The organism is Aeromicrobium sp. JP4 (assembly GCF_054957925.1).
In genome coordinates this window covers 1206685-1230469 of sequence record NZ_CM143290.1, presented here as the reverse complement: position 1 = coordinate 1230469, position 23785 = coordinate 1206685, and the positions used below count along the sequence as shown (strand labels likewise).

Genomic DNA, 23785 nt, shown 5'->3' with positions numbered 1-23785 from the left:
GAGTTCAGCCTCATGAGTTCAGGTCCGGCAGGTCGAGGTCGGCGCCGGTGACCTCCCAGTGGTCGACGTGGAGGTCCTTCTCGACGAGCAGCTCGTCGTCGCCGGGGTAGAACACGGCGACCTCGGGCTGCTCGCCGGCGAACCGGCGGACGTCCTCCATCGAGTCCCACAGCGAGAGCGTGACGACCTCGACGAGGTCGCCGAGCGGCCTCCGCAGCACGAACACGCCGCGGTTGCCCGGGGTGGCGCGGTACTCGCGCACGCCCGTGTCGTCCTGGTGGGCGAGGTAGGCATCGGCGTCCTGCGCCCTGACCGCTCCCCGCCAACGCCGCATGATCACGGGTTCATTCTCGTCCGCGGCGGTGGCATGCTGCACGGTATGGAGTCTCGTCACGTCAGCCGGGTCATCGCCGCTTCGCCGCAGGACGTCTACGACTTCGCGGTGGAACCCGCGAACCTGCCGCGCTGGGCCTCCGGTCTGGCGGAGGCGGAGGTCGAGGTGAAGGACGACCACCTCGTCGTGCAGTCGCCGATGGGCGAGGTGCGGGTGCGGTTCGTCCCGCGCAACTCCTTCGGGATCCTCGACCACGACGTGACCTTGCCCTCCGGCGTGACGGTCACGAATCCCCTTCGCGTCCTCGCGCACCCCGACGGCGCCGAGGTCGTCTTCACCGTGCGCCAGCTCGACCTCTCGGACGAGGAGTTCGAGCAGGACGCCCGCACGATCGCGAAGGACCTCGACGCGCTGGCCGCTCTGATCGAGTCCTGACGGTCAGGGGTGGAGCGCTCTCGCCCGGCGCCCACGTCCGGCGAGCATCGCGAGCGCGAGCAGCACGATGCATCCGACCGAGCTAGCGTGCATCAGCGCAGTGGAGAGCGTGAAGAGCGCGTTCGGAACGGTCTCCCCGGGAATCGGCTCGTCGAAGGCGAACAGCCAGACGACCCAATTGGCCAGCCACAGGCCCCACGTCACCGCGGCCACCGCGAAGGTGGAGACCAGCAGCGACCTCCTCGGTGCCACACGCACCGCCAGGACGTAGACCGCCGGAGCCAGCCCACCTGCGAGCAGGCCGCCGAGGATGAGCGACGACTCCTCCCAGGTCTCCATGAGGTGAGGCTAGGCGCTCCGTCTTCGCCGGGGGCCCGATTCCTCGTCAGGGGTGGACGGCGCGGCTCTCGGCGGGGTGGCCGGGCTCGAGGTGAGTGGCTGCCGAGACGCGCAGCGGCGTGAACGGCTCGCCGGCGTGGGCCGCCACGACGCGCGACGCCAGGCACACGTGGTCGCCGCCGTCGTCGAGCACGGCGATCCGCTCGAGCACGATGCGGTTGGGGCAGTCGCGCAGGAGGGGGACCGCGTACTCGTCGGTGTCCACGTCGAGGCCGTCGAACTTGTCGGTCTCGGCGCTGCACGTGGTGCCGAACCGCTCGGCCAGGGCGAGGTCGCGGTCGGTGAGGAAGTGCACGGCGAAGTGCTTCGCGCGCAGGCCGGTGCGGTACGTGTGGTTCGCCTTCGACAGCCACACGCTGTAGTGCTCGGAGTCGATGCTCGACTGCGCGTGGAACCCGACGAGGCACCCCGCGCGTTCGTCCTCGGCGGCCGTCGTCACCACCACGAGCGGCTGGTCGACGGAGGCCATCAGTGTCTCGAACGCGTCGTCATCCACGCGACGACCCTACGTCCGCTCGCGCGGGTCCGCAGGGAACGAACGATGAGGCATTCGGGTACCTGAGCGGGGCGAAAGGCATCATCGTTCGTCGCCTACGGTGGACGCGTGACCGAGGAGCTGGTGGGCCGGGCCGTGATCGGCGTGGTGATGCTCGGCGTCGCCGCGCTGCTGTGGTGGATGGCGCGGGCCGCGGCCGAGGGGCGGTTGGAGCGCAACGCCCTCGTCGGCATCCGCACGCCGAGCACCATGGCGAGCGACGAGGCCTGGCTCGCCGCTCACCAGCGGGCCGAGCGACCGACCAGGGCGGCGGCGGTCGCCTCCGCCGTCGTGGCCGTGGCCTGCCTCGTCCCGATGCCGGAGGCGGCGCTCGTCACGGTGGTGCTCGGCGGGGCCGCGGTCATCCTCGGGCTCGTGATCCGCGCCGCCGTGGTCGGCGGCCGGGCCGCCCGCGCCACGTCGGCCGACTGACCTCACACGTCGGCGAGGTCGGTGCCCTCGGGCGCCCAGTTCCCGTGGAAGCCGGCCGGCACCCGGCCGGGCAGGTGCACGGTGGCCACGTCGTCGAGCGTCGCCGCGTCGAGCAGCCGCAGTTGGCTGCGCCCCTCGGCGCGGTCGTGGACGTACCCCATGAGCACGCCGTCGTCCTCGGCCGTGCCGTCGGGATTCGGCACGAAGCAGAACTCGCTGGCCTCCAGCCCTGCGCCGAGCCGACGCGACTCGGTGGAGCCGGACTCGAGGTCGTGTCGCAGCAGCGTGTCGCCCGGTACGCCGTCCTCGAAGCCGACGGCCCAGCCGTAGCGGTGGCGCCGTCCCGTGAGCCGCTCGTCGTGACGCGGGAACTCCTGCGAGCGCTGGTCGATGCCGGTCTCGCTGGCCCGTCCCGTCCGCAGGTCGAGGGTGAACCGGGTGAGGACCGCCGGGCCCTCGTCGGGCCCGTTCAGCACGGTCGCGAACATCTTCGGGTGGCGGATCACGTCGACCACGACGGTGTCCCCGTCGTCGTAGGCGTTGAGGGTGTGGAACACGTAGCAGGGCGCGATCTCGAACCACCGGACCGAGGCGCTGTCGCCGTCGCGCGGCATGATCCCGATCCGGGCCGGGTAGTCGGGATTCCAGCGGTAGGGGAGGGAGACCGCATCCCCGCCGCGGGCGATCCGCGCGATCACGGGCTCTGGCAGCGGGTTGCGCCCGATGACGCGGTTGAGCAGGCCCCGCACCAGCGGCCGGACGAGGCGCGGCACGTCCTCGGTGGCCGTGCCGATGTCGAACGTGACGGGCAGGTCGAGGATCACGACGTGGCGCTCGGTGAGGGCGAAGTCGTGCATCATCGGGCTGCCGTGCACCTCCACGTCGACGCTGCGCCTGATGCGACCGTCGTTCCCGAGCACCGAGTAGGCCACGCGATTCCCGGCGGTCCAGTTGTAGGACAGGGCGTGCAGCTCGCCGGTGTCCGGGTCGCGGTGCGGGTGCGCGGCGTAGCCCGGCCGGCCGGCGACGCTCGGAAGGGTGCCGCCGAAGTCGCACGGCCCGACCGTGTCGAGGTCGTGGGTCAGCTCGTAGGGCGGTGCCCCCGCCTCGACGAGCGCCAGGGTGCGGCCGTGGTGCTTCAGCACGTTCGTGTTCGCGGCGAAGTCACGCTCGCTGGGCGTCCCGCGGTGCGGCTCGCCCAGGGCGTCGGCCACGGCGGCGGACCGGACCCAGCGGTTGCGGTACCACTCGGCGTGCCCGTCGCGGATCCGCACGCCGTGCACCATGCCCTCGCCGAGGAACCAGTGGTGCTGGTCGCCCGGGTCGTCGAGAGGGTTCGGTCCGATGCGCAGGTAGCGGCCGTCGAGGTGGTCGGGCAGGCGGCCGGTGACGGTGAGGTCCGTGGCGGTGAGCTCCTCGCGCACCGGCGCGAAGTTGTCGCGCAGGTACCGGTTCGTGGACTCGGTGGTGGGGTGGATGGTCTCGGTCATGACGTCTCTCCTGGTGACGCGCGCCCGAGTCGCATAACACTGTTATCCACGACCATAACGGCGTTATGCCATGCTGTCGAGTATGAGTTCTGTACCGGGTCCGCAGGCGCCTGCCGTCCGTGCGCGGCTCCTCGAGGAGGCGGCGCGGATCCTCGACGAGGAGGGACCCTCGGCACTGTCGACCCGTCGGCTCGCCACCGGCGCGGGCACGTCCACGATGGCCGTCTACACGCACTTCGGGAGCATGGGCGGGGTCGTCGACGCCGTCGCGACCGAGGGATTCCGCCGCCTCATCGACCGGGTGGGTGCCGTCGAGAGGACCGACGACCCCGCGGCCGACCTGCTGGCGGCCGCGGTGGCCTACCGCGAGAACGCCCTCCAGAACCCTCATCTCTACGCGGTGATGTTCGGGGCGATCAGCGTGCGGGGTCTCGGTGGACAGGGGCCCGACGCGGACGTGGCGTATGCGGCGTTCCGGCAGCTGGTGGTCTTCGTGGAGCGGGCCATGGACGCGGGTCGACTGCGCCCCGACGATCCGAAGGCGGTGGCGGCGCAGTGGTGGAGCGCGCTCCACGGCTACATGATGCTGGAGCTCGCAGGGATGGACCAGGTGGTGAAGGATCCCGAGCACCACGTGCTGTGGCAGCTCATGGGAAACCTGCTCCGCTCGTTCTCGGTCTGACGCGTCAGGCGCTGCGCGGCGCGTACATGATCACGGCCACGCCGACGAGGCAGACCGCGGCGCCGGCCACGTCCCACCGGTCCGGGCGGAAGCCGTCGAACAGCATCCCCCAAGCGAGGGAACCGGCCACGAAGACGCCGCCGTAGGCGGCCAGGATGCGACCGAAGTTCGCGTCGGGCTGCAGCGTGGCCACGAATCCGTAGAGCCCCAGGGCGACGACGCCGAGCCCCATCCACATCACGCCGCGGTGCTCGCGGACGCCCTGCCAGATCAGCCAGGCGCCGCCGATCTCGGCGACCGCGGCCACGGCGAACAGGCTGATCGAGCGCATCACGTCCATGCCGTGATTGTGTCGTGCCACGCCGGGGCCGTGCGAGGCTGGTGCCGTGACGGACCAGCCCCTGACCGCCGAGGCGCTCATGCGCTCGCGGTTCGACGCCTTCAGGCGCGGCGACCGCGACTGGCTGCTCGCCACCTGGCACCCCTCGACCCGTCCGGCCGAGCTCGATCTGGCCGACAACCCGCGGTGGCGGGGGCTCCAGGTCGTGGACACCGAGGCCGGCGGACCGCAGGACGACAGGGGTGTGGTGGAGTTCCGCGCGACCTACATCGCCGACGGCGAGCTGGGGATCCTGCACGAGCGGTCGACGTTCCTGCGCGAGGACGGTCGCTGGTACTACGTGGACGGAGAGGTCAGATGACGAACGCCGACGCACCCCGGCCCAGCGGCCTGCCCGCCTCGATCGGGCGCCCCGCGACGAACGCCCTCGCCGCGCAGGGCATCACGTCGCTGGAGCAGGTCGCGGGTCTCTCCGAGTCCGAGCTGCTCGCCCTGCACGGCGTCGGCCCGAAGGCCGTGCGCCTGCTCGGCGAGGCCCTCGCGGCACGCGGCCTGGAGTTCGGGTCCCGGGCGGCGGGGACTGACTAGGCTCGAGTCATGAGTGAGGACGTCAAGGGACCCGCGTCGTACTTCCCGGCGATCGAGAAGAAGTACGGCGAGCCCATCGAGCACTGGATGCGCCAGCTGGAGTCGGTCGCGAACGCCAAGCACATGGAGCAGGTCGCGTACCTGAAGGACGACTTCGGCTTCGGGCACGGCCATGCCAACGCGGTCGTCGCGGTGTTCCGCAAGGAACGGGGCCTCTGAGTGGCACGCATCGCCTTCGCCACCTGCGACCGACTCGCCGACGGATTCGAGGACGACCACGAGGCCGCGCGTCTCGTCGGAGCCGAGTTCGTCGTCTGGAACGACCCCGACGTCGACTGGTCGGTCTACGACCACGTGGTCATCCGCTCGGCCTGGGACTACACGATCCAGCGCGAGGCGTTCGTGGTGTGGGTGCGGTCGCTCGGCGACCGTGTCTCCAACGCCCCCGACCTGGTCGCCTTCAACTCCGACAAGGCCTACCTCGGCGCGCTCGGCGTTCCCACCGTGCCCACGGCGTACGTGGTGCCCGGGGCGCAGGCGCCGCAGCTGCGCGGTGAGGTCGTCGTGAAGCCCACGGTCTCGGCCGGCGGGCGCGACACGGGTCGCTTCGACCCGGCCCACCACGACGACGCCCGCGAGCTGATCGAGCAGATCAACGCCTCGGGGCGCGTCGCGATGGTCCAGCCGTACGTCGAGGGCGTCGACGCTGCGGGCGAGACGGCCGTGGTCTTCATCGGCGGTGAGATCTCCCACGTGCTGCACAAGAAGCCGGTCCTGCGCGAGCAGGGCACCGCGGCCCTGCTCAACCCTGACGACCCGGCGTCCGAGGCCGCGATCATGCACGACGAGGACCTCGTGACCGCCGGGGAGGCGGCACCGGAGTTCCTCGACCTCGCGAACGCCGCCCTCGGCGAGCTGGCCGCGCGCTTCGGCGTGCCGCTCTACGCGCGCGTCGACCTGGTGCCCGGCCCGGCGGGCCCGGTGGTCATGGAGATCGAGGCCGTCGAGCCGTGCCTCTACCTCGACCTCGTCCCGGGGGCGGCCGAGCGCTTCGCCGACGCGATCAGGTCGCGTCTGAAGCGCTGAGCGTGACGTTCGAGGGGTGCTTCACGGCGTGTCGGCCCCGGAAAGGTCACGCTCAGCGATGCGGGTGGGTGCCAGCCAGACGGCGATGACTGTGGTGATGGGCACCGCCAGCACGAGGCCGATCGCGCCGACGAGCGTGCGCACGATCTCCTGCGCGATCCCCTCGGTGACGGCGACCTCGAGCAGCGGGCGCTGGTACGCCGAGATCAGCAGCAGCGTGGTCATGGCCGTGCCCGCATACGCGAAGACCAGCGTGTAGACGCTCGAGGCGATGTGGTCGCGGCCGATGCGCATGGCCGAGCCGAACAGCTCGGTGCGGCCGGCGGTGGGCTTGAGGGCCCGCATCTCCCACACGGCGCTGGCCTGCGTGACCGTGACGTCGTTGAGCACGCCGAGTCCGGCGATCACCATCGAGGCCGAGACGACGCCGGCCAGGCTCATCTCGGGCGCGGTGGCGAGCAGCAGGTGGTCGTCCTCCGACCCGACCCCGGTCAGGTGGGCCCAGTCCGTGGACATCGCTCCGGCGAGGGCCGTGAAGGCGATGCCGAACAAGGTGCCGAACAGGGCCGCCGTGGTGCGGATCGAGACGCCGTGGGCCAGGTAGAGCACCGCCAGCATGATGACGGTCGAGCCCGCCACGGCCACCGCGATCGGTGGCTGGTCGGCCAGCAGCGCCGGCAGCACGAACCTCAGCAGGACCAGGAGGGTGATGCCGATGCCGACGAGCGCGAACAGTCCGCGCCAGCGGCCCACCACGGCGACGAGGATCGCGAACACGATCGCCAGGATCATCAGCTGGGGACCGCGCTGGTGGTCGTAGAACTCGTACGTGGGCTGCTGGCCGTCGGGGGCGACCTCGATGACGCGGATGTCGTCGCCCTGCTCCACGGCTCCGCCGACGTAGCGCGTCGGGTCGAGGGTGAACACCGCCGACGTCCCGCGCTCGGTCTCGGCCGTGACGTTCGCGCACGAGCCCTCGACCATGGGGATGTTGTCGGGCCCCGTGCCCGTGCTGTTGCAGTCGAACGGGGTGACCTCGGTGACCGTCGCGTCGAGGATCGCGACGGCGCCGTACGGGTCGGCGCCCTGCGGGACGTCGTCGGGATCGGGCCACAGGGCGGCCACCGCGCCGAAGGCCAGGAGGGCCACGACGAGCACCACGGCGGTCAGCGACCACGCCAGGCGGGGTCGGGGCGGTCCCTCGGCAGGCTCGATCGCGTGGTGATGTGTCACGATGCCAGCGTGGCACGTGGTGAAGAGATCCCCGAACACCTCCCCGGTGGTTCCGGCGGCGTGTGGCGTGTGGGCCGCACGGTCCGCCGCCCCACCGGCCCCTGGACGCCGGCCGTCCACGAGCTGCTGGACTGGCTCGCCGGCGAGGGCCTCGGCGGCATCCCGCACGTCTCCGGACTGGACGAGGACGACCGCGAGGTCGTCTCGTACATCGAGGGCCGCGGCGTGCCCGTCGACGACGAGGTGGTGCTGGACACCGTGCTCGTCGAGGCGGTGGCGTGGCTGCGCGACTTCCACGACATCGTCGAGGACTTCCGGCCCGACGGCCCGCGCACGTGGCGCCAGGCGGGCGAGGTCGAGCTCGGCGACGACGAGATCATCTGCCACAACGACCCCGGCGCCTACAACTGGATCATCCAGAGCGGGCACTTCGTGGCGATGATCGACTGGGACCTCGCCGGGCCGGGGCAGCGCATCGACGACCTGGCCTTCCTGTGCTGGACGGCCATCCCGCTCTACCGCGAGATCCCGCTCGAGGACGTCGTCCGCCGACTGGATCTCGTGGTCGACACGTACGCCGAGTGGGGCCCGACGGCGCTGCTGGACGCGGTGGTCGCGCGGATGACCACCGCGACGGAGCGGATCGCCGCCGGGATCGAGCGAGGTGACCCCGGCATGCTCAACCTCGCGCGCAAGGGAGAGCCCCAGCGAACCCGCGACCGGCTGGCCGCCTTCGAGGCCCGCCTGCCGGCCATCCGCGCGGCCCTCTGAACCCGCCCGGAATGTGACACCCGTCACGTAGGGTGTCGGCCATGGATTCGATGCTGTCGACCGTGGGCCTGCCGATCGCCCTCGGGATCATCATGTTCGGTCTCGGGCTGTCGCTCACTGTCGCGGACTTCGCGCGGGTGCGGAGGTCGCCGAAGGCCGTGGCGATCGCGCTGCTGTGCCAGCTCGTGCTGCTGCCGGTCGTGTGCTTCGGGCTCGTGCTGGCGCTCGACCTGCCGCCCGTGCTCGCGGTGGGCATGCTGCTCCTGGCCGCCTCGCCCGGCGGCAGCACCGCGAACCTGTTCAGCCACCTCTTCCGCGGCGACGTCGCCCTGAACATCACGCTGACCGCGATCAACTCTGTCGTTGCGATCGTCTCGCTGCCGATCGTCACGAACCTGGCCATGGCCTACTTCGACCTCGGGGACGAGGTCACGCTGCAGTACCGCAAGGTGGTCGAGGTCTTCGCCATCGTGCTCATCCCGGTCGTGATCGGCATGTGGGTGCGGGCGAAGCGGCCCGACTTCGCCGACCGCATGGACCGGCCCGTGCGGATCGGCTCGGCAGTGGTGCTGTTCATCATCATCGTGGGCATCGTCGTCGACCAGCGCTCGAACGTGGGGGACTACGCGGCCTCGGTCGGCCTGGCGGTCGCGATCTTCTGCGCCGCGAGCCTGGTCATCGGGTTCGTGGTGCCCGCCTGGGCGGGCGTCACCGAGCGGCAGGCCGTGGCGTGCTCGTTCGAGATCGGCGTGCACAACGCCACGCTCGCGATCTACGTGGCGGTCGAGGTGCTCGACAGCGTGGAGCTCTCGGTGCCGGCGGCCGTCTACGGACTGGTGATGTTCGTGATGGCCGCGCTGTGGGGCCTCGCGCTCACCCGGTGGATCCTGCCGCGGACGGAGGCCCGGACGCTACCGTCGCACCATGGCTGACGTGCACTTCGACGAACGCGACGACGCGGAGGCCTTCGCCGCCGTGCTCGGGGCCGAGGGCATCGCCTGCCGGCTGCACCGCGACGAGTTCGCGGGCGAGGACGACTTCGAGGACGCCGCCTGGCTGGTCGAGGTCGACGACTCGGTGCCGGCCCTGGCCGACCGTGCCGAGCAGGCCGGGGGATGGGTCGTCGTCGCGCCGGATCCACCCTCCGCCGCTCCCGCGCCACTGCCCGCCGGACCCCGGCGCATCAAGCGGTCGCAGCACCGTTGACGAGTTGCGTGTCTGCCCCGCGCTCAGGTGGAGACCGAGGTCTCCTCCTCCGGCAGCTGGATGATGCCCTCGAAGATCGTCAGCATCATCTGGTCGAGCACGCTCTCGCGGTCGAAGGGGCGCTCGGTCCACCGGGCCATCTCCGCGGTGAACCACAGGGCTCCAAAGACCTTCTCCATCCCCAGCCGGACGTCGACGTCGTCGCGCATGAGGTCGGGGATGCCGCTGACGGTGATCGCCGTCGCCACCTCGAAGAGTGCGTCGAGGCGCTCGATCAGCTTCGTGCGGACGGGCGACTCGGGACCGAAGCCGGTGGCGCCGATGAGCGGACCGAGGTCGACGGCGAGGTCGAGCAGGTCGGTGAAGAACTTCCGGATGCCGTCCTCGATGTCGGTGGCCGAGCCGGCGAGGTCGCGGCTGATGCCCCGGGCATTCTCCGTGGCGCGCACCATCGCCGCGTCGATGGACTCCAGGACGGAAGCCTCGAAGAGCTCCTCCTTGGACGGGAAGTGGCGGTAGAGCATCGCCTCGTTGACGCCGGCCTCCGCCGCGATCTCGCGCGTGCGGGTGGCGGCGAAGCCCTTCTGGGCGAACACGTGACGCGCCGAGTCGATGATCTGGGCACGGCGTCGTTCCGCGCTCATCCGCCGCTTCGGCCCACGTTCAACGGTCACGGCTGAACCGTAGGACACGCACTCGCCACGGGCGTGGAGAAGTGAAACTAGTGGGGGACATGTGTCCAATGTGACTGGATTGACGAAGAAATGTCGCCGGAATCACAAATTCTCAGGTTTCGATTGCCACTCGCGTCATAGCCCCCCTAATCTGGCGTCACTTGCTTGAAGTCAATACCTACTTACTTAGGTCGGATGCTGCCCCGGCCTTCGCGAAGGAGAAGACATGAGCGTTCCGAAGCCGCTCGTCCGTACCCGCCTCCTGCTGGCCCGCCCCGTGATGCACTCGACCCGAGTCAGCCTCGGTACCAAGCGCACCATGGCCGACTCGATCGCCTCCGCTGCCCGCGCCCCCGAGGGCGCGATCTACGACTTCGACGTGATCGCCGGACTGCCCGTGCAGTTCGTCACCGTCGAGGGCACCGGCCCGGCCACCGGCCGCGCCACCATGATCTACCTGCACGGCGGCGGTCACGTCGTCGGCAGCTCGCGCGCCTACCGTGCCTTCGCCGCCCATGTGGCGATGCACGCCGGCATGGACGTGCTGCTGCCGGAGTACCCGTTGGCTCCCGAGAGCCCCTACCCGGCCGCGCTGGACATGCTCATCGCGCTCTACCGGGCGCTCCCGTCCTACGGCGTCGACCCGAGCACGGTCGTCCTCGCGGGCGACGACGCCGGAGCCGGCCTGGCCCTGGCCATGGCGCTCGAGATCCGCGACCTCGGCCTGCCGATGCCCGCGGCGATCGGCATGATCAGCCCCTGGCTGGACATGCATGCCGACATCGAGCGCTCGCGCCCCTCGGCCTCCGACCCGTGGTTCACCCCGGCGCTGGCCACCCGGTGGGCCCGCACGTACCTGGGCGGCGCCGATCCGCTCGATCCCGGCGTCTCGCCGCTGCACGGCGACTTCGACGGTCTCCCGCCCATCGTCATCCACTACAGCGGCCTCGACCCGCTGCGCACCGACTCCGAGGCGTTCCTGCAGAAGGTGACGCTGAAGTCCGACAGTCCTCGCGTCATCGCGCGGGAGTACCCCGAGATGTGGCAGTCGTTCCACCTGCAGGCCGGCCGCCTCGACGCGGCCGACCAAGCGGTCGAGGAGTTCGGCAAGGCGATGGCCTCGCTCGTCGAGGTCCCCGGCGGTCACGGCGACGTGGTGCCGATCAACCGCCCGGTCGCCGGCCAGGGTGGCCGTCGCCTGCGGCTGGTCAAGCCAGCTGCTGCCGCAGGAACTCCATCTGTATGAGCTTGAGGTTCTCCGCGACCTCTTCCTGAGGCGTCATGTGGGTGACCCCCGACAACGGCAGGACCGTGTGGGGGCGCCCCGCCGCCAGCAGGGCTGACGACAGCCGAAGCGTGTGCGCCGCGACCACGTTGTCGTCGGCCAGCCCGTGGATGAGCATGAGCGGACGCTCCAGCCGCGGCGCGAGCGGCAGCAGCGAGTTGGCGTCGTAGACGTCGGGCTGCTCGTCCGGGTGTCCCAGGTAGCGCTCGGTGTAGCAGGTGTCGTACAGCCGCCACTCGGTGACGGGAGCGCCGGCGACCGCCGCATGAAAGACGTCGGGACGGGCCATCACGGCCAGCGCCGCCAGGTAGCCGCCGTAGGACCACCCCGTGATGCCGACGCGCCCGGGATCGATGTCGTCGGGGAACCGCTCGGCGACCGCGGCGACGGCGTCGACCTGGTCCTGCAGCGTGACGTCGGCGAAGCGGTCGCGGATCTCGCGCTCCCACGCGGAGCCGCGTCCCGGCGTGCCGCGCCCGTCGGCCACGACCACGCAGAAGCCCTGGTCGGCCATCCACTGCGCCTCGAGGAACATCCGTCCCGAGGCCAGCACGCGCTGGGCGTGCGGGCCGCCGTACGGATCCATCAGCAGCGGGAGGCGCCGCGACCCGCGCACGTGGTCGCGGGGGAAGAGCACCGCGGCCCGCAGGTCACGCTCGCCCAGGTGGACGATCTCGACCTGGGGCGTGAAGGGCGCGGGCTCGGCGAGGACCCGGATCGAGCCCGTGGCGTCGCCGGAGTGGACCGTGATCGTGGCGGCGGTGGAGTCGAGGCCGTGACGCACGACGACCGTGGTGCCGCCGTCGGCCACCGCGCCGTGCACGGCCGCGCCCTCGGTGAGCACCTCGGCGGACCCGTCGGGCCCGAAGCGCACGAGCTGGACCTCGGTGGGCTCGGCCGACGCGGTGGTGAGCACGCCCGCGTCGTCGACCGTGACGATCGAGCGCACCTGCCACTCGTCACCGCTGACGGGGGAGCCGTCGAGGCACACGCGGTGGCGGCCGGCGACGTCCTCGAGCGTGACGAGGCGGCCCTGCACGTCGCGGCGCGGGGCCGAGGAGAGCTCGACCCAGGCGTCGTCGGTCAGCTCGCGCAGGGTGCGCGTGGCGCCGGTGGCGGGATCGGCCTCGAGGACGAGGCTGCTGCGCTGGTCACGGCTGAGCACCTGCAGGACGGGATCGTGGCCGGGCGTCCAGTCGACCCGCGCGAGGTACTCGTGCGCCTCGTGGTCCCACGCGATCTCGGTGGGCGCCGTGCCGTCGAGGCTCACGTGCCAGAGGCTGACCGTGCTGTTGGTCGTGCCGGCGGCGGGGTAGCGCTGCTCCACGGCGGGCTGGTCGGGGTTGGCGGGGTCGGCGATGTGCCACACCTGGACGTCGGCGTCGTCGTACCGCTCCACGAGCAGCGAGCGGCCGTCGGGCGCCCACCAGAAGCCGCGGAAGCGATCCATCTCCTCCGCCGCGATGAACTCGGCGCGACCCCACGCCTGCGTGGGGGAGTCGGGCGTGACCAGGGCGCGGTCGTCGGTCCCGGCCACGCCCACGACGCGCAGCTCGCCCGCGGCGTTGGCGTAGGCGACGTGGCGGCCCGTCGGATCGAGGCGGGGGTCGATGACGGGGCCGGCGGCCGGGAGCTCGCGCACCGCTCCCGCGCCGAGGTGGATCGCGAAGAGGCGGCCGGACAGGGGGAAGCAGGCCCAGCGGCCCGTGCCGTCGACGTCGTAGGAGACGAGGCCGCCGGCACCCTCGCGGCTGCGCTCGCGGCGGGCGCGCTCCTCGGGGGAGAGGTCCTCGTCGGCGCCGCCGAGCACCTCGACCGGGTCGGCCAGCAGCGACTCCTCGCCGGTGGCGACGTCGTACTCCCACAGCGCACCCGAGCGCGTGACGCCGTCGGGCGTACGGATGAAGCGGACCGTGGCGCCGTCGGGGGAGACCGTGAGGTTGCGGGGGATGCCGAGGGTGAAGCGCAGCGTGCGTGCGGCCAGTCGGGGGTAGGACTCCGTCATGCCTCCCATCCTGTCAGGGCGGCCTGTCGGCGTCGGCCCCTACATTGGGGGGCATGTCCGATCGCCGACTCCTCCTCGTGCACGCCCACCCCGACGACGAGTCCATCCAATCCGGCCTCACGATGGCCAAGTACGTCGCCGAGGGAGCCCACGTCACCCTCGTCAGCTGCACGCTGGGCGAGCACGGCGAGGTCCTCGTCCCCGAGCTGGAGCACCTCGCCGCCGAGCGGGAGGACCGGCTCGGTCCCCAGCGGCTCATCGAGCTGAGCGACGCGATGGCCCACCTGGGCGTCACCGACTTCCGCCGGCTCGGCGGCGACGGCACCTTCCGCGACTCCGGCATGGTCTGGGACGAGAACGGCAACGCGGCCGCGGTGGAGGACGTCGACCCGCGCTCGTTCTGGCGCGCCGACCTCCTCGAGGCCGCCAACCACCTCGTCGCGGTGATCCGCGAGCTGCGCCCGCAGGTGCTGGTCACCTACGACGAGTTCGGCAACTACGGTCACCCCGACCACATCCAGGCCCACCGGGTGGCCCACTACGCGGCGGCGCTGGCCGCCGTGGAGTCCCACCGGCGCGACCTCGGTCCGGCGTGGGACGTGCCCAAGATCTATTGGACCGCCGAGTCCGCCTCCCGGATGCGCGAGGGCGCCAGGATGATGGCCGAGGCCGGCCAGCCGCCGCCGTTCGAGATCGACCCGGAGAACCTTCCGCCGATGTTCATCGAGGACGAGGACCTCAGCACGGCGGTCTCATCCACGCCTGAGCACGTCACCGCCAAGCTCGACGCGATGCGGGCGCACGCCACGCAGATCACCCCCGACGGAGTCTTCTTCGCGATGGGCATCGACCTCGCGGCGATCGCGTGGGGCACCGAGTACTACCGGCTCGCCAAGGGTCGCCGGGGCCCGGCCGGCGCGTCGGGGTTCGAGGAGGATCTGTTCGCCGGTCTTGACTGAACTGCGGGCGAATCTGCCGCTTGGGCCGGAGCCCGTAGGCTTGTCGGGTGGAGAAGTCCGTCGACCAAGCTGCTTTCCGGGGTGCACTGTCGCGATTCGCCAGTGGCGTGACCGTCGTGTCCACCCAGCACGACGGCATCGATCACGCCATGACCGCGAGCGCGTTCACGTCCGTGTCCCTCATCCCGCCGCTCGTCCTGGTGTGCTCGAACAAGGGCAGTCGCTTTCACGACGCCGTCCGCGAGTCGCGCCGGTGGGGCGTCTCGATCCTGTCCGAGCACGGTCGTGAGGCGTCGGCCTGGTTCGCCCACCGCGGGCGCCCCCTCGACACCCAGTTCGCCGGCGTCGAGCACCACCCCAGCCCGGGTGGCCTTCCGCTGCTCGACGATGCCCTGGCCTGGCTCGAGTGCGAGACCGAGGCCGAGCACGACGGCGGCGACCACCTGATCCTCATCGGTCGCGTCACGTGGGCGCAGTACCAGGACGAGACCGACGATCCGCTGCTGTACTACCGCTCGCACTACGGCACGATCATCCGTCAGGCCGACTCCGAGAAGACCGTCTACCGAGGGGGCGCATGAGTCGCCGTCGCGGGCTGATCGCCCTCGGCGCCGTGGTGGCCGCGCTCGCGATCGCCTACGTCGCCGGCTACGTGATGACCGGGCAGCGCCTTCCCGCCGACACGTCGATCGCCGGCGTGGACGTCGGCGGCATGAGTCCCGACGCCGCCGAGGACGCCCTGACGAAGGGCCTGTCCGACCGCGTCGAGGAGCCGATCGTCGCCACCTTCGAGGATCGCGAGATCGAGATCCAGCCCACGCAGGCCGGGCTCGCGGTGGACGTCCCCGCCAGCGTGAAGGCCGCCGGCGGCCGGTCGTGGGACCCGCGCGACATGATCGCCCTCGTCGCCGGTGGGTCCGACCACGATCCCGTGCTCGACGTGGACTCGGCGAAGCTCTCCGCGGCGGTCGCGTCGGTCGCCGAGACGGTCGACCAGCCGGTGGTGGAGGCCCAGATCACGTTCCCCGACGCGAAGCCGAAGGCACGTCGCCCGAAGGCCGGCAACGAGGTCCCGCAGGACGAGTTCGCCGAGGTGATCCAGGAGGCGTGGCTGGTCACCGACGAGCCCGTCGAGGTCCCCGTCGAGTCCGTCGCCCCCGCCGTCGACGTGGCCGGACTGCGCCAGGCGCTGCGCGACATCGCCGCGCCGGCCGTCGCCGGTCCCGTAGCGCTGAAGGTGGGCGACGCCACGGTCGACCTGCCCGTCACCGCCTACGCGCCCGCGCTGTCCGTGGTGGTCAGCGACGGGAAGATGGTCCCGGTCGTCGATGCGAAGGACCTGGCGAAGCCGCTCACCAGCTCGACGACGGGCGTCGGCAAGCGCGCGGTCGACGCCTCGTTCCGGTTCGAGGGCGGCAAGGCCGTGGTCGTGCCCAGCAAGGCCGGCGTCGGCCTGGATCCCGACACCATGGCGAAGCAGCTGGTCCCGGTGCTGACGAAGACCGGCGCCGCTCGCTCGATCACCGTCGAGGCCAGTGCGGTGCAGCCCGAGTTCACCACGAAGGACGCCGAGGCACTCGGCATCAAGGAGAAGATCGGCAGCTTCACCACCGAGTACCCGCACGCCGACTACCGCAACACCAACCAGGCCGAGGCCGCCCGCCGCATCGACGGCGTCATCCTCGAGCCGGGTGAGACGTTCAGCTTCAACGACATCGTCGGCGAGCGGACCGCGGCCAACGGGTTCGTCGCGGGCTTCGTCATCAACGGGGGAGTGTTCCGCGAGGAGCTGGGCGGTGGCGTCTCCCAGGTCGCCACCACGGCGTACAACGCGGCGTTCTTCTCGGGTCTCGACGACGTCGAGCACCACCCCCACGCCTTCTACATCGACCGCTACCCGGTGGGCCGCGAGGCCACGATCTACTACGGCAGCCTCGACCTGCGGTTCCGGAACCCCTACAAGACCGGCGTCGTGATCCGCGCCTGGGTCGACCGGAGCTCCCCGGGCACGGTCGGCAGGATGAACGTGGAGATGTACGGCACGAAGGTCTACACGGTGAAGTCGCGCTCGAGCGAGCGCTACAACTTCCGCGAGCCCGGCACCCAGTACGACGACACCGACGCGTGCGTCAGCCAGTCCCCGGTCACCGGCTTCGACATCGACATCCACCGCGACTTCTACCAGGGCGGGAAGCGCGTCAGGACCGAGAAGGACACCGCCTACTACCAGGCGGCCGACCGCGTCATCTGCGGCAAGAAGCCCAAGGCCGACTGACCTCGCGGAGACGGTGATCTCGATACACCGTCTCGCAAGCTCGCCGGCACTCGATCACCGGTGGTTGAGTAGCACGGCGAGGAACGAGCCGGCACATCGAAACCACCGGCTCAACCGGGCGTTAGGTAGCGGTACGCGTGGTGCGTCGTGAAGCCGTAGGGCTCGTAGAGCGCGAGGGCGGGCGCGTTGTCGCGCATCGTCTGCAGGTAGGCCTTGTCGGCGCCGTGGGCGACGGCCCAGGCCAGCGAGGTCTCGACGATGCGCCGGGCCAGCCCGCGGCGCCGGTGGGCGGGGTCGACCTCCACCGCGGCCAGGCCGGCCCACTCGCCGGTCACCACCACGCGCCCGATCGCCACCTCGCCGATCGACACGAAGCCCACCGTCGCGGGACCCTCCATCACGGCGCGCGCGGCGGCGGGGTCGCGGACGCGTCCGTAGAGCCCGAGCCACGCGTCGCTGGCGTGATCGCTGACGACCGCCTCCGGGTCGGTCTCCGGTGCCGAACGGAGGTCGGCCACCTGCACGATCGCGCCCGGCGGCTGGTCGACCACGCCCGTCCAGCCCGCGTCCACGAAGCGCCGGTGCCAGGGCGAGTCCTCGACGACCTGAACCAGCGGCCGCAGCCCGCGCGTCGCGTAGAAGTCGACGACCGCCGCGAAGGGATCGTCCACGCCGGGGTCGCCGTGCACGGCCGCGGAGTTCGCCCGGCCGGTGAAACCTCCCGACGCGCGCAGCTCCCACTCGCCCAGCGATGCGGACTCGACGGCGGGCCAGCCGCGCGACGTGATCCGGGTCAGGTCCTCGGGGGTGACGGTGTTGGCACGGCGCGTGCGCACGGGACGATCGGGGACCACCCGCATTGCCAGGACGGTGCCCGTGGGGACGAACGCGAGGTCGCCGTCGCGCCGCTCGATGCGCAGCCCGTCGGCCTCCGCGCTGATCACGCGGCCGACCACGTCGCGCACCCCGTCGGCTGCACGATGCCGCACGGAGACGCGGCGCCCGACCAGATCCACGACGCCACGATCTCATGTGGCGAACCCGCCCAGCGCCACTTGGGTCGGGCACGCGATACTGGAGCCGAACCGAAGGAGCAAGCCCGTGACGTATGTGATCGCCCAGCCGTGTGTCGACATCAAGGACCGTGCCTGTGTGGACGAGTGTCCGGTCGACTGCATCTACGAGGGCAACCGCATGCTCTACATCCAGCCCGACGAGTGCGTGGACTGCGGCGCCTGCGAGCCGGTCTGCCCCGTCGAGGCCATCTTCTACGAGGACGACACCCCGGACGAGTGGAAGGACTACTACGACGCGAACGTGCACTTCTTCGACGACCTCGGTTCGCCCGGCGGCGCGGCGAAGATGGGCGTGATCGACGACGACCACCCGCTCATCAAGGCGCTGCCCCCGCAGAACCAGGAGTGACGTTGTCAGGCGTCCGGGTGTCGGACCGGTTCCCCGACTTCCCGTGGGACACGATCGCCGCCGCCAAGGCCCGCGCGGCCGAGCACCCCGACGGTCTCGTCGACCTCTCGATCGGCACCCCGGTCGACCCGACGCCCGAGGTCGCCCGCCAGGCCTTGGTCGCCGCCGCCGACTCGCCGGGCTACCCCACGGTCCTGGGCCCCGAGTCGCTGCGCCGCGCGGTCGTCGACTGGCTGGAGCGCCGCTTCGCGATCACGGGGGTCGGCACCGAGCACGTGCTGGCCACGATCGGCAGCAAGGAGCTGATCGCCAACCTGTGCGTGCAGCTGGGCGTCGGGCCCGGTGACGTGGTGGGACTCCCGGAGACGGCCTACCCGACCTACGCCGTGAGCGCCGCCTACGCGGGCGCCACCGCGATCCCCACGGACTCGCGCGTCGCTTTCGGTCCCCAGCGGCCGAAGCTCGTCTTCATCAACTTCCCCGCGAACCCGCACGGCCGCGTCGTGGGACGCGAGCACCTCAAGGCGTGGGTGGACTTCTGCCGCGAGTCCGGCGCACTGCTCGTGAGCGACGAGTGCTACCTGGAGTTCGTCTGGGAGGGCGAGCCCGTCTCGGTGCTCGACCCCGAGGTCAACGGCGGGTCGCTCGACGGCATCATCGCGCTGCACTCCCTGTCGAAGCGGTCGAACATGGCCGGCTACCGCGACGCGTTCGTCGTGGGCGACCGGTCGGTGGTGGCCGAGCTGCTGGCCGTGCGCAAGCACCTGGGCTTCATGCTGCCCACGCCCGTGGCCGCCGCGATGCAGGCCGCGCTGGGCGACGACGCCCACGTCGACGAGCAGCGCGCGCGGTACCTGGCGCGCCGCTCCACCCTGCGGGCCGCGCTCGAGGGCGCGGGCTTCCGCATCGACCACTCGCAGGGGTCGCTCTACCTGTGGGCCACCCGTGGAGAGCCCTGCCGCGAGACGGTGGACTGGCTCGCCGAGCGGGGCATCCTCGTCGCACCGGGCGACTTCTACGGGGCCACGGGCTCGCACCACGTGCGGTTCGCCTTCACGGCCACCGACGAACGCATCGCCGCGGCGGCGGCCCGGCTGGCCTGATCAGCCCGGCAGCTCGACGGCCTCGAGGGCCATCAGCACGCTGCCCACGCACGAGGGGCGCCCGGTCAGCTCCGAGCCGGTGACCCGCACCTCGCGGGCGACCGGGGTCAGGGCGTGGCGACGCATCGAGGCCCGGACCTCGTCCAGCAGCAGGTCCCCGGCGGCGGCCAGGTCGCCTCCGATCACGACGACCTCGGGACCGAGCAGGTTCGCGACGGCGGCGACGGCCTCGCCGAGGTGGCGGCCCGCGTCCTCGATCAGGCGGCGGGCGCCTTGGTCGCCGCGCAGGGCCCGCTCGACGAAGCCGGGGACGTCCAGCTCGCCACCGGTGGGGGCGTACTGGGCGATGAGAGCCGCTCCGCCGACGTAGGCCTCGAGGCAGCCGCGGCTGCCGCACCGGCACAGGGGACCGGACTCGTCGATCGTCAGGTGACCGAGCTCGCCGGCGGTGCCGAGGCCGCCGTGGTGGATCCGCCCGTCGAGGACGAGTCCGCAGCCGACGCCCGACGCGATCTTGATGTAGACGAGGTCCTGGTGCCCGCGCCCGGCGCCGAGCCTCCACTCGGCGAGGGCGCTGAGGTTGGCGTCGTTGTCCACCACGGTGGTGCGCTCGAAGACCTTCTCGGCCGCGGCGCGGGCCTCCACGCCCACCCATCCGGGCAGGATCGAGCCGGAGTCGATGATCCCGTCGCGGCCGATGGGGGCGGGGATCGCCATGCCCACCGCGCGGAGGCTGTCGTGGCCGAGGCCGGCCGACGCGAGCAGGTCGTCGATCATGGTGCGGGCCAGGGCGAGCGAGCCGTCGCTCGGGGCGTCCGGCGCGAGGGCGGCCAGCCGCGAGTCGCTGATCTCGCCCCCGAGATCGGCCAGCGCGACCTGCAGGTGCGCGTGGCCGAAGTCGACGCCTGCCACCACGCCGGCCCCGCGCGAGACCGTGACGGTTGCGCCGCGGCGCCCGGCACCGCCCTCGGACTGCAGGAAGCCCGCGGCCACGAGCTCGCGGATGATGCCCGAGACGGTGGCCGGGGCGAGCTGCGTCCGGCGGGCGATCTGGGCCTGGCTCAGCCCACCGGCCTCGCGTACCGCCTGCACGACGCGACTCTGGTTGGAGGCGCGCAGGGCGGCGGTCGAGCCGGGGCTGGTGGACATGGCGTCCACTGTGACTGACGTCGCAGTTGTCGTCAAGACCTGAAGGCAACGTCATGGCTTACGGTGTAGCGACCTGATTTGCGTTCATCTCTTGACGTCAAAGTTGTGACGTAGTTCACTGGTCATGCTCCACGCCGACGTGGGGTCGACATTTCTTGGAGGAACTGTGAACACCATCTCCCGTGTCGCCGTGGTGACGGCGACCCTGACGATCGGCCTCGGCGGCCTCGCCGCCTGCGGCTCCAACGACGACGGCGGCAGCGGCTCGGACGAGGGCAAGACCATCGCGCTCCTGCTCCCCGAGACCAAGACCACCCGCTACGAGAGCTTCGACAAGCCGCTCTTCGAGGCGAAGGTCAAGGAGCTGTGCGACGACTGCAAGGTCGACTACCTCAACGCCGACCAGGACGCGTCCAAGCAGCAGCAGCAGGCCCAGTCGGCGATCACCAACGGCGCTTCCGTGCTCGTGCTCGACCCGGTCGACGGCAAGGCCGCGACCACGATCGTCAAGTCCGCCCAGGGCTCCGACGTGCCCGTCGTCGCGTACGACCGCTTCATCGAGGGTGCCGACTACTACATCTCCTTCGACAACGAGCGTGTCGGCCAGATGCAGGGCGAGGCCCTCGTGGAGGCCACAGGCGACAAGGGCGACATTCTCATGCTGAACGGCTCGCCGACCGACCCGAACGCCGCACAGTTCAAGAAGGGCGCGCACTCGGTGCTCGACGCCAGCGGCCTGAACATCGTGGCCGAGTACGACAACCCCGACTGGAGCCCGGACAACGCGCAGAAGTTCACCAGCTCGCAGTTCAACAAGGTCGACCCGGGCGACCTGGCCGGCGTCTACGCCGCCAACGACGGCCAGGCCGGTGGCGTGTTCGCCGCGTTCACGTCCGCCGGTGCCAGCGAGGTCCCGCCGATCACCGGGCAGGACGCCGAGCTCGCCGCGATCCAGCGCATCGTTGCCGGTCAGCAGTTCATGACCGTCTACAAGCCGATCAAGGCCGAGGCCGAGCAGGCCGCCGAGCTGGCCGTCGACCTCGTCAACGGCGAGGACATCAGCGGCACCGAGGACTTCCAGGGCGTGCCGTCGTTCATCCTGGACCCGATCTCGGTCAAGCAGGACAACGTGGGCGACACGGTCGTCAAGGACGAGTTCTACACCGTCGACCAGATCTGCACCGCCGAGTACGCCGACGCGTGCACGAAGGCCGGTCTGTCCTGAGTGATCCACGGTGGGGCCGGCCCGGCCGGCCCCACCGTGCTTCCTCTCCCTCACTCGTCCGACCCCAGGAATTCCCATGACCACACCCGTGCTTTCCCTGCGCGGCGTCGGCAAGCGGTTCGGTGCCGTCCAGGCACTCACCGACGTCGACTTCGACGTGCGACCCGGCGAGGTGGTGGCGCTCGTCGGAGACAACGGCGCCGGCAAGTCCACGCTCGTCAAGATCATCTCCGGCGTCTACTCCGCCGACTCCGGCGCGATCGAGGTGGAGGGCCGGGAGGTCCAGATCCACGGTCCGAAGTCGGCCCAGGCCCTCGGCATCGCGACGGTCTTCCAGGACCTGGCCCTGGCCGACAACCTCGACGTGGTGGCCAACCTGTTCCTCGGCCAGGAGGCGACCTCGGCCGGTGTCCTCGACGAGGAGACGATGGAGTCGCGCAGCTGGGAGCTGCTGCGTCAGCTCTCCGCCAAGATCCCGTCGGTGCGCATCCCCATCGCCGCCCTGTCCGGCGGTCAGCGCCAGACCGTGGCCATCGCCCGCAGCCTCGTGGGCGAGCCGAAGATCGTCATGCTCGACGAGCCGACCGCCGCCCTCGGCGTCGCCCAGACCGCCGAGGTGCTCAACCTCATCGAGCGGCTGCGCGAGTCCGGACTGGGTGTCGTCGTGATCTCGCACAACATGGCCGACGTGCAGGCCGTGGCCGACCGGATCTACGTCCTGCGACTGGGCCGCAACGCGGCCGAGTTCACCATCGACGAGGTCACCACCGACCAGCTGGTCGCCGCGATCACCGGCGCCTCGGACAACGTCGTGGCCGCCCGCCGCGCCCGCGCCCAGGGAGCCGACGTGTCCCCGATCCCGCAGGTCGACCTGCCCGAGGAGCAGTCATGAGTTTCGCGGACCGCGCCGACGAGCGCCTCGTCCAGGACACCTCCCCGAAGGCCCTGCTCGGCAACGTGAGCCGGCGCCTGCGATCGGGCGACCTCGGGATGATCCCCGTGATCGTCGGACTGGTCGTCATCTGGATCGTCTTCTACGCGATGAACCCGCGGTTCCTGTCGTCGCGCAACCTCGTCGAGCTGAGCCTGGACTCCGCCACGATCGGCATGATCTCCGTCGGCATCGTGCTGGTGCTGCTGCTCGGCGAGATCGACCTGTCGGTCGGATCGGTCTCGGGTCTCTCGGGATCGATCCTCGCGGTGCTGCTGGTCTACCAGGGCTGGCCGCTGCTCGGGTCGATCCTGGCCGCGCTGTGCGCGGGCCTGCTGATCGGTGTCTTCTACGGAGTGCTCTACACCCGCTTCGGCGTGCCGAGCTTCGTCATCACGCTGGCGGGCCTGCTGGCCTTCCTGGGAGCCCAGCTCCAGGTGCTCGGCTCGAACGGCACGGTGAACCTGCCCGGCGACTCGGCGCTGATCGACTTCGCCAACTTCACGTTCCTGCCGCCGTGGCTCTCGTACGTCCTGGCGGGCGTCGTGGGCCTGGCGTACCTGCTCGCGCGGGTGCGGACGATCCGCCGCCGTACCGCGGCGAACCTCTCGACCCCGGGCCTGCAGTCGGTGGTCGTGAAGGCCGTCCTGATCACGGCGGCCGTCGCCGGCGTCGCCTGGTACCTCAACATCGACCGCGGCATCGGCGCGATGCCGCTGCTGTGGGTCGGCGTCATCATCGGGATGGACTTCCTGCTGCGCCGCACGACGTGGGGCCGGCACGTGTTCTCCGTCGGCGGCAACGAGGAGGCCTCGCGTCGCGCCGGCATCGGCGTCGACCGGGTGTACATCTCGGTCTTCGCCCTGTGCTCGATGTTCGCCGCATTCGGTGGTGTGCTGGCGGCCGGACGTCTGCAGGCCGTGAGCCAGACCAGCGGCGGCACCGACACCAACCTGATGGCGATCGCCGCCGCGGTGATCGGCGGCACCAGCCTCTTCGGCGGTCGCGGCTCGGTCTACTCGGCGCTGTTCGGGATGCTCGTGCTGCAGTCGATCACGAGCGGCCTGAACCTCGTCGGCGTCGACGCCTACGTGCGCTACATGGTCACCGGCGCCGTGCTGCTGCTGGCCGTCACCATCGACTCGCTGTCTCGCCAGGCGCGCAAGAGCAGCGGCAGCGGCTGAGCCGTCGCCGCCGCCCTGCGTCGTCCCCCCGGCACGGCG

The 23785-nt window shown here is 71.2% G+C and carries 29 protein-coding genes; 19 read left to right on the top strand and 10 right to left on the bottom strand.

Going from position 1 to position 23785, the window contains the following annotated elements; translation table 11 throughout:
* Positions 1 to 10: 10 nt before the first annotated feature.
* A complete protein-coding gene (locus tag ACY1JX_RS06105) occupies positions 11 to 376 on the bottom strand; it encodes a hypothetical protein (protein WP_462565553.1) in 366 nt (121 codons plus the stop codon).
* A gap of 3 nt (positions 377 to 379) precedes the next feature.
* On the opposite strand from ACY1JX_RS06105, the gene ACY1JX_RS06100 reads away from it, so the two are divergent.
* Positions 380 to 769 carry an SRPBCC family protein gene (locus ACY1JX_RS06100; RefSeq protein WP_462565552.1) on the top strand — a complete coding sequence of 130 codons (390 nt, stop codon included), beginning with the start codon at positions 380 to 382 and terminating at the stop codon, positions 767 to 769.
* 3 nt (positions 770 to 772) lie between these two features.
* Here the strand turns inward: ACY1JX_RS06100 and ACY1JX_RS06095 are convergent, their stop codons facing one another.
* A complete protein-coding gene (locus ACY1JX_RS06095) occupies positions 773 to 1108 on the bottom strand; it encodes a hypothetical protein (RefSeq protein ID WP_462565551.1) in 336 nt (111 codons plus the stop codon).
* Positions 1109 to 1154: 46 nt separating this feature from the next.
* Positions 1155 to 1664 carry a flavin reductase family protein gene (locus ACY1JX_RS06090; RefSeq protein WP_181755002.1) on the bottom strand — a complete coding sequence of 170 codons (510 nt, stop codon included), beginning with the start codon at positions 1662 to 1664 and terminating at the stop codon, positions 1155 to 1157.
* Positions 1665 to 1772: 108 nt separating this feature from the next.
* Here ACY1JX_RS06090 and ACY1JX_RS06085 point away from each other — a divergent pair, with 108 nt between their 5' ends.
* Entirely contained in the window at positions 1773 to 2135 is a 363-nt protein-coding gene (locus ACY1JX_RS06085; protein WP_462565550.1) for an SdpI family protein, read from the top strand.
* Positions 2136 to 2137: 2 nt separating this feature from the next.
* Here the strand turns inward: ACY1JX_RS06085 and ACY1JX_RS06080 are convergent, their stop codons facing one another.
* Positions 2138 to 3625 carry a carotenoid oxygenase family protein gene (locus tag ACY1JX_RS06080; protein ID WP_462565549.1) on the bottom strand — a complete coding sequence of 496 codons (1488 nt, stop codon included), beginning with the start codon at positions 3623 to 3625 and terminating at the stop codon, positions 2138 to 2140.
* 82 nt (positions 3626 to 3707) lie between these two features.
* On the opposite strand from ACY1JX_RS06080, the gene ACY1JX_RS06075 reads away from it, so the two are divergent.
* Positions 3708 to 4307 (top strand): TetR/AcrR family transcriptional regulator, encoded by a 600-nt coding sequence (locus tag ACY1JX_RS06075; RefSeq protein WP_462565548.1) that lies wholly within the window; start codon positions 3708 to 3710, stop codon positions 4305 to 4307.
* 4 nt (positions 4308 to 4311) lie between these two features.
* On the opposite strand, the gene ACY1JX_RS06070 is transcribed toward ACY1JX_RS06075, so the two are convergent.
* A complete protein-coding gene (locus ACY1JX_RS06070; protein ID WP_462565547.1) occupies positions 4312 to 4647 on the bottom strand; it encodes a YnfA family protein in 336 nt (111 codons plus the stop codon).
* A 46-nt stretch (positions 4648 to 4693) separates the two neighbouring features.
* On the opposite strand from ACY1JX_RS06070, the gene ACY1JX_RS06065 reads away from it, so the two are divergent.
* From ACY1JX_RS06065 to ACY1JX_RS06050, 4 genes are read left to right on the top strand one after another with little or no spacing between them, the layout of a single operon-like run.
* The gene (locus tag ACY1JX_RS06065) at positions 4694 to 5008 is read left to right on the top strand and encodes a YchJ family protein (RefSeq protein WP_462565546.1); all 315 of its coding nucleotides are present in this window, start codon (positions 4694 to 4696) and stop codon (positions 5006 to 5008) included.
* Positions 5005 to 5235, top strand: a complete 231-nt coding sequence (locus ACY1JX_RS06060; protein WP_462565545.1) for a helix-hairpin-helix domain-containing protein — start codon at positions 5005 to 5007, stop codon at positions 5233 to 5235. Before ACY1JX_RS06065 ends, ACY1JX_RS06060 begins: the two co-directional genes overlap by 4 nt.
* A gap of 9 nt (positions 5236 to 5244) precedes the next feature.
* Positions 5245 to 5454 (top strand): DUF4287 domain-containing protein, encoded by a 210-nt coding sequence (locus ACY1JX_RS06055; RefSeq protein WP_462565544.1) that lies wholly within the window; start codon positions 5245 to 5247, stop codon positions 5452 to 5454.
* Positions 5455 to 6321, top strand: a complete 867-nt coding sequence (locus ACY1JX_RS06050; protein WP_181755015.1) for an ATP-grasp domain-containing protein — start codon at positions 5455 to 5457, stop codon at positions 6319 to 6321.
* Positions 6322 to 6342: 21 nt separating this feature from the next.
* On the opposite strand, the gene ACY1JX_RS06045 is transcribed toward ACY1JX_RS06050, so the two are convergent.
* Positions 6343 to 7554, bottom strand: coding sequence for a YibE/F family protein (locus tag ACY1JX_RS06045; RefSeq protein ID WP_462565543.1), 1212 nt, complete (start codon positions 7552 to 7554; stop codon positions 6343 to 6345).
* A gap of 9 nt (positions 7555 to 7563) precedes the next feature.
* Here ACY1JX_RS06045 and ACY1JX_RS06040 point away from each other — a divergent pair, with 9 nt between their 5' ends.
* Genes ACY1JX_RS06040 through ACY1JX_RS06030 form a run of 3 tightly spaced genes read left to right on the top strand, consistent with a single transcriptional unit; the run spans position 7564 to position 9531 of the window.
* Positions 7564 to 8325: a phosphotransferase gene (locus tag ACY1JX_RS06040; RefSeq protein ID WP_462565542.1), complete on the top strand. Its 762-nt coding sequence runs from the start codon at positions 7564 to 7566 to the stop codon at positions 8323 to 8325.
* Positions 8326 to 8366: 41 nt separating this feature from the next.
* On the top strand, positions 8367 to 9257 hold the full coding sequence (locus ACY1JX_RS06035) for a bile acid:sodium symporter family protein (protein ID WP_462565541.1): 891 nt from the start codon (positions 8367 to 8369) through the stop codon (positions 9255 to 9257).
* The gene (locus tag ACY1JX_RS06030; protein ID WP_462565540.1) at positions 9250 to 9531 is read left to right on the top strand and encodes a hypothetical protein; all 282 of its coding nucleotides are present in this window, start codon (positions 9250 to 9252) and stop codon (positions 9529 to 9531) included. Before ACY1JX_RS06035 ends, ACY1JX_RS06030 begins: the two co-directional genes overlap by 8 nt.
* A 23-nt stretch (positions 9532 to 9554) precedes the next feature.
* Here ACY1JX_RS06030 and ACY1JX_RS06025 read toward each other — a convergent pair whose 3' ends face one another.
* Complete coding sequence (locus tag ACY1JX_RS06025) at positions 9555 to 10205, bottom strand: TetR/AcrR family transcriptional regulator (protein WP_462565539.1); 651 nt, start codon at positions 10203 to 10205, stop codon at positions 9555 to 9557.
* Between the two features lie 226 nt (positions 10206 to 10431).
* Here ACY1JX_RS06025 and ACY1JX_RS06020 point away from each other — a divergent pair, with 226 nt between their 5' ends.
* Entirely contained in the window at positions 10432 to 11451 is a 1020-nt protein-coding gene (locus ACY1JX_RS06020; RefSeq protein WP_462565538.1) for an alpha/beta hydrolase fold domain-containing protein, read from the top strand.
* Here the strand turns inward: ACY1JX_RS06020 and ACY1JX_RS06015 are convergent.
* The gene (locus ACY1JX_RS06015; RefSeq protein WP_462565537.1) at positions 11414 to 13495 is read right to left on the bottom strand and encodes a S9 family peptidase; all 2082 of its coding nucleotides are present in this window, start codon (positions 13493 to 13495) and stop codon (positions 11414 to 11416) included. The two genes, ACY1JX_RS06020 and ACY1JX_RS06015, sit on opposite strands and share 38 nt — an antisense overlap.
* A 53-nt stretch (positions 13496 to 13548) precedes the next feature.
* Here ACY1JX_RS06015 and mshB point away from each other — a divergent pair, with 53 nt between their 5' ends.
* Genes mshB through ACY1JX_RS06000 form a run of 3 tightly spaced genes read left to right on the top strand, consistent with a single transcriptional unit; the run spans position 13549 to position 16729 of the window.
* Positions 13549 to 14454 (top strand): N-acetyl-1-D-myo-inositol-2-amino-2-deoxy-alpha-D-glucopyranoside deacetylase, encoded by a 906-nt coding sequence (gene mshB / locus ACY1JX_RS06010; protein WP_462565536.1) that lies wholly within the window; start codon positions 13549 to 13551, stop codon positions 14452 to 14454.
* A 47-nt stretch (positions 14455 to 14501) separates the two neighbouring features.
* Complete coding sequence (locus tag ACY1JX_RS06005; protein ID WP_286929475.1) at positions 14502 to 15035, top strand: flavin reductase family protein; 534 nt, start codon at positions 14502 to 14504, stop codon at positions 15033 to 15035.
* Entirely contained in the window at positions 15032 to 16729 is a 1698-nt protein-coding gene (locus ACY1JX_RS06000; protein WP_462565535.1) for a VanW family protein, read from the top strand. Before ACY1JX_RS06005 ends, ACY1JX_RS06000 begins: the two co-directional genes overlap by 4 nt.
* A 110-nt stretch (positions 16730 to 16839) precedes the next feature.
* On the opposite strand, the gene ACY1JX_RS05995 is transcribed toward ACY1JX_RS06000, so the two are convergent.
* Positions 16840 to 17745 carry a GNAT family N-acetyltransferase gene (locus ACY1JX_RS05995; RefSeq protein WP_462565534.1) on the bottom strand — a complete coding sequence of 302 codons (906 nt, stop codon included), beginning with the start codon at positions 17743 to 17745 and terminating at the stop codon, positions 16840 to 16842.
* Positions 17746 to 17830: 85 nt separating this feature from the next.
* On the opposite strand from ACY1JX_RS05995, the gene fdxA reads away from it, so the two are divergent.
* Complete coding sequence (gene fdxA / locus ACY1JX_RS05990) at positions 17831 to 18154, top strand: ferredoxin (RefSeq protein WP_078698823.1); 324 nt, start codon at positions 17831 to 17833, stop codon at positions 18152 to 18154.
* Between the two features lie 2 nt (positions 18155 to 18156).
* A complete protein-coding gene (dapC, locus tag ACY1JX_RS05985; RefSeq protein WP_446678472.1) occupies positions 18157 to 19257 on the top strand; it encodes a succinyldiaminopimelate transaminase in 1101 nt (366 codons plus the stop codon).
* Here the strand turns inward: dapC and ACY1JX_RS05980 are convergent, their stop codons facing one another.
* Complete coding sequence (locus ACY1JX_RS05980; protein WP_462565533.1) at positions 19258 to 20406, bottom strand: ROK family transcriptional regulator; 1149 nt, start codon at positions 20404 to 20406, stop codon at positions 19258 to 19260.
* A gap of 166 nt (positions 20407 to 20572) precedes the next feature.
* Between ACY1JX_RS05980 and ACY1JX_RS05975 the strand changes: the two genes are divergently transcribed.
* The 3 genes from ACY1JX_RS05975 to ACY1JX_RS05965 all read left to right on the top strand — a co-directional run bounded on the left by ACY1JX_RS05975 (position 20573) and on the right by ACY1JX_RS05965 (position 23746).
* On the top strand, positions 20573 to 21631 hold the full coding sequence (locus ACY1JX_RS05975; protein WP_286929480.1) for a substrate-binding domain-containing protein: 1059 nt from the start codon (positions 20573 to 20575) through the stop codon (positions 21629 to 21631).
* A 76-nt stretch (positions 21632 to 21707) separates the two neighbouring features.
* Positions 21708 to 22523, top strand: a complete 816-nt coding sequence (locus tag ACY1JX_RS05970) for an ATP-binding cassette domain-containing protein (RefSeq protein ID WP_462565532.1) — start codon at positions 21708 to 21710, stop codon at positions 22521 to 22523.
* Positions 22520 to 23746, top strand: coding sequence for a sugar ABC transporter permease (locus ACY1JX_RS05965; RefSeq protein WP_462565531.1), 1227 nt, complete (start codon positions 22520 to 22522; stop codon positions 23744 to 23746). The genes ACY1JX_RS05970 and ACY1JX_RS05965 overlap by 4 nt, the downstream gene beginning before the upstream one ends.
* Positions 23747 to 23785: the final 39 nt, after the last annotated feature.

Bases quoted from the DNA above. Each gene is read 5' to 3' on its own strand.
- ACY1JX_RS06055 (WP_462565544.1), top strand. From the start codon at position 5,245: ATGAGTGAGGACGTCAAGGGACCCGCGTCGTACTTCCCGGCGATCGAG.
- ACY1JX_RS06000 (WP_462565535.1), top strand. From the start codon at position 15,032: ATGAGTCGCCGTCGCGGGCTGATCGCCCTCGGCGCCGTGGTGGCCGCG.
- ACY1JX_RS06075 (WP_462565548.1), top strand. From the start codon at position 3,708: ATGAGTTCTGTACCGGGTCCGCAGGCGCCTGCCGTCCGTGCGCGGCTC.
- ACY1JX_RS05980 (WP_462565533.1), bottom strand. From the start codon at position 20,406: ATGTCCACCAGCCCCGGCTCGACCGCCGCCCTGCGCGCCTCCAACCAG.
- ACY1JX_RS06020 (WP_462565538.1), top strand. From the start codon at position 10,432: ATGAGCGTTCCGAAGCCGCTCGTCCGTACCCGCCTCCTGCTGGCCCGC.
- ACY1JX_RS06095 (WP_462565551.1), bottom strand. From the start codon at position 1,108: ATGGAGACCTGGGAGGAGTCGTCGCTCATCCTCGGCGGCCTGCTCGCA.
- ACY1JX_RS06030 (WP_462565540.1), top strand. From the start codon at position 9,250: ATGGCTGACGTGCACTTCGACGAACGCGACGACGCGGAGGCCTTCGCC.
- ACY1JX_RS06035 (WP_462565541.1), top strand. From the start codon at position 8,367: ATGGATTCGATGCTGTCGACCGTGGGCCTGCCGATCGCCCTCGGGATC.
- ACY1JX_RS06070 (WP_462565547.1), bottom strand. From the start codon at position 4,647: ATGGACGTGATGCGCTCGATCAGCCTGTTCGCCGTGGCCGCGGTCGCC.
- mshB (WP_462565536.1), top strand. From the start codon at position 13,549: ATGTCCGATCGCCGACTCCTCCTCGTGCACGCCCACCCCGACGACGAG.
- ACY1JX_RS06100 (WP_462565552.1), top strand. From the start codon at position 380: ATGGAGTCTCGTCACGTCAGCCGGGTCATCGCCGCTTCGCCGCAGGAC.
- ACY1JX_RS05965 (WP_462565531.1), top strand. From the start codon at position 22,520: ATGAGTTTCGCGGACCGCGCCGACGAGCGCCTCGTCCAGGACACCTCC.
- ACY1JX_RS05970 (WP_462565532.1), top strand. From the start codon at position 21,708: ATGACCACACCCGTGCTTTCCCTGCGCGGCGTCGGCAAGCGGTTCGGT.
- ACY1JX_RS06015 (WP_462565537.1), bottom strand. From the start codon at position 13,495: ATGACGGAGTCCTACCCCCGACTGGCCGCACGCACGCTGCGCTTCACC.
- ACY1JX_RS06080 (WP_462565549.1), bottom strand. From the start codon at position 3,625: ATGACCGAGACCATCCACCCCACCACCGAGTCCACGAACCGGTACCTG.
- ACY1JX_RS06060 (WP_462565545.1), top strand. From the start codon at position 5,005: ATGACGAACGCCGACGCACCCCGGCCCAGCGGCCTGCCCGCCTCGATC.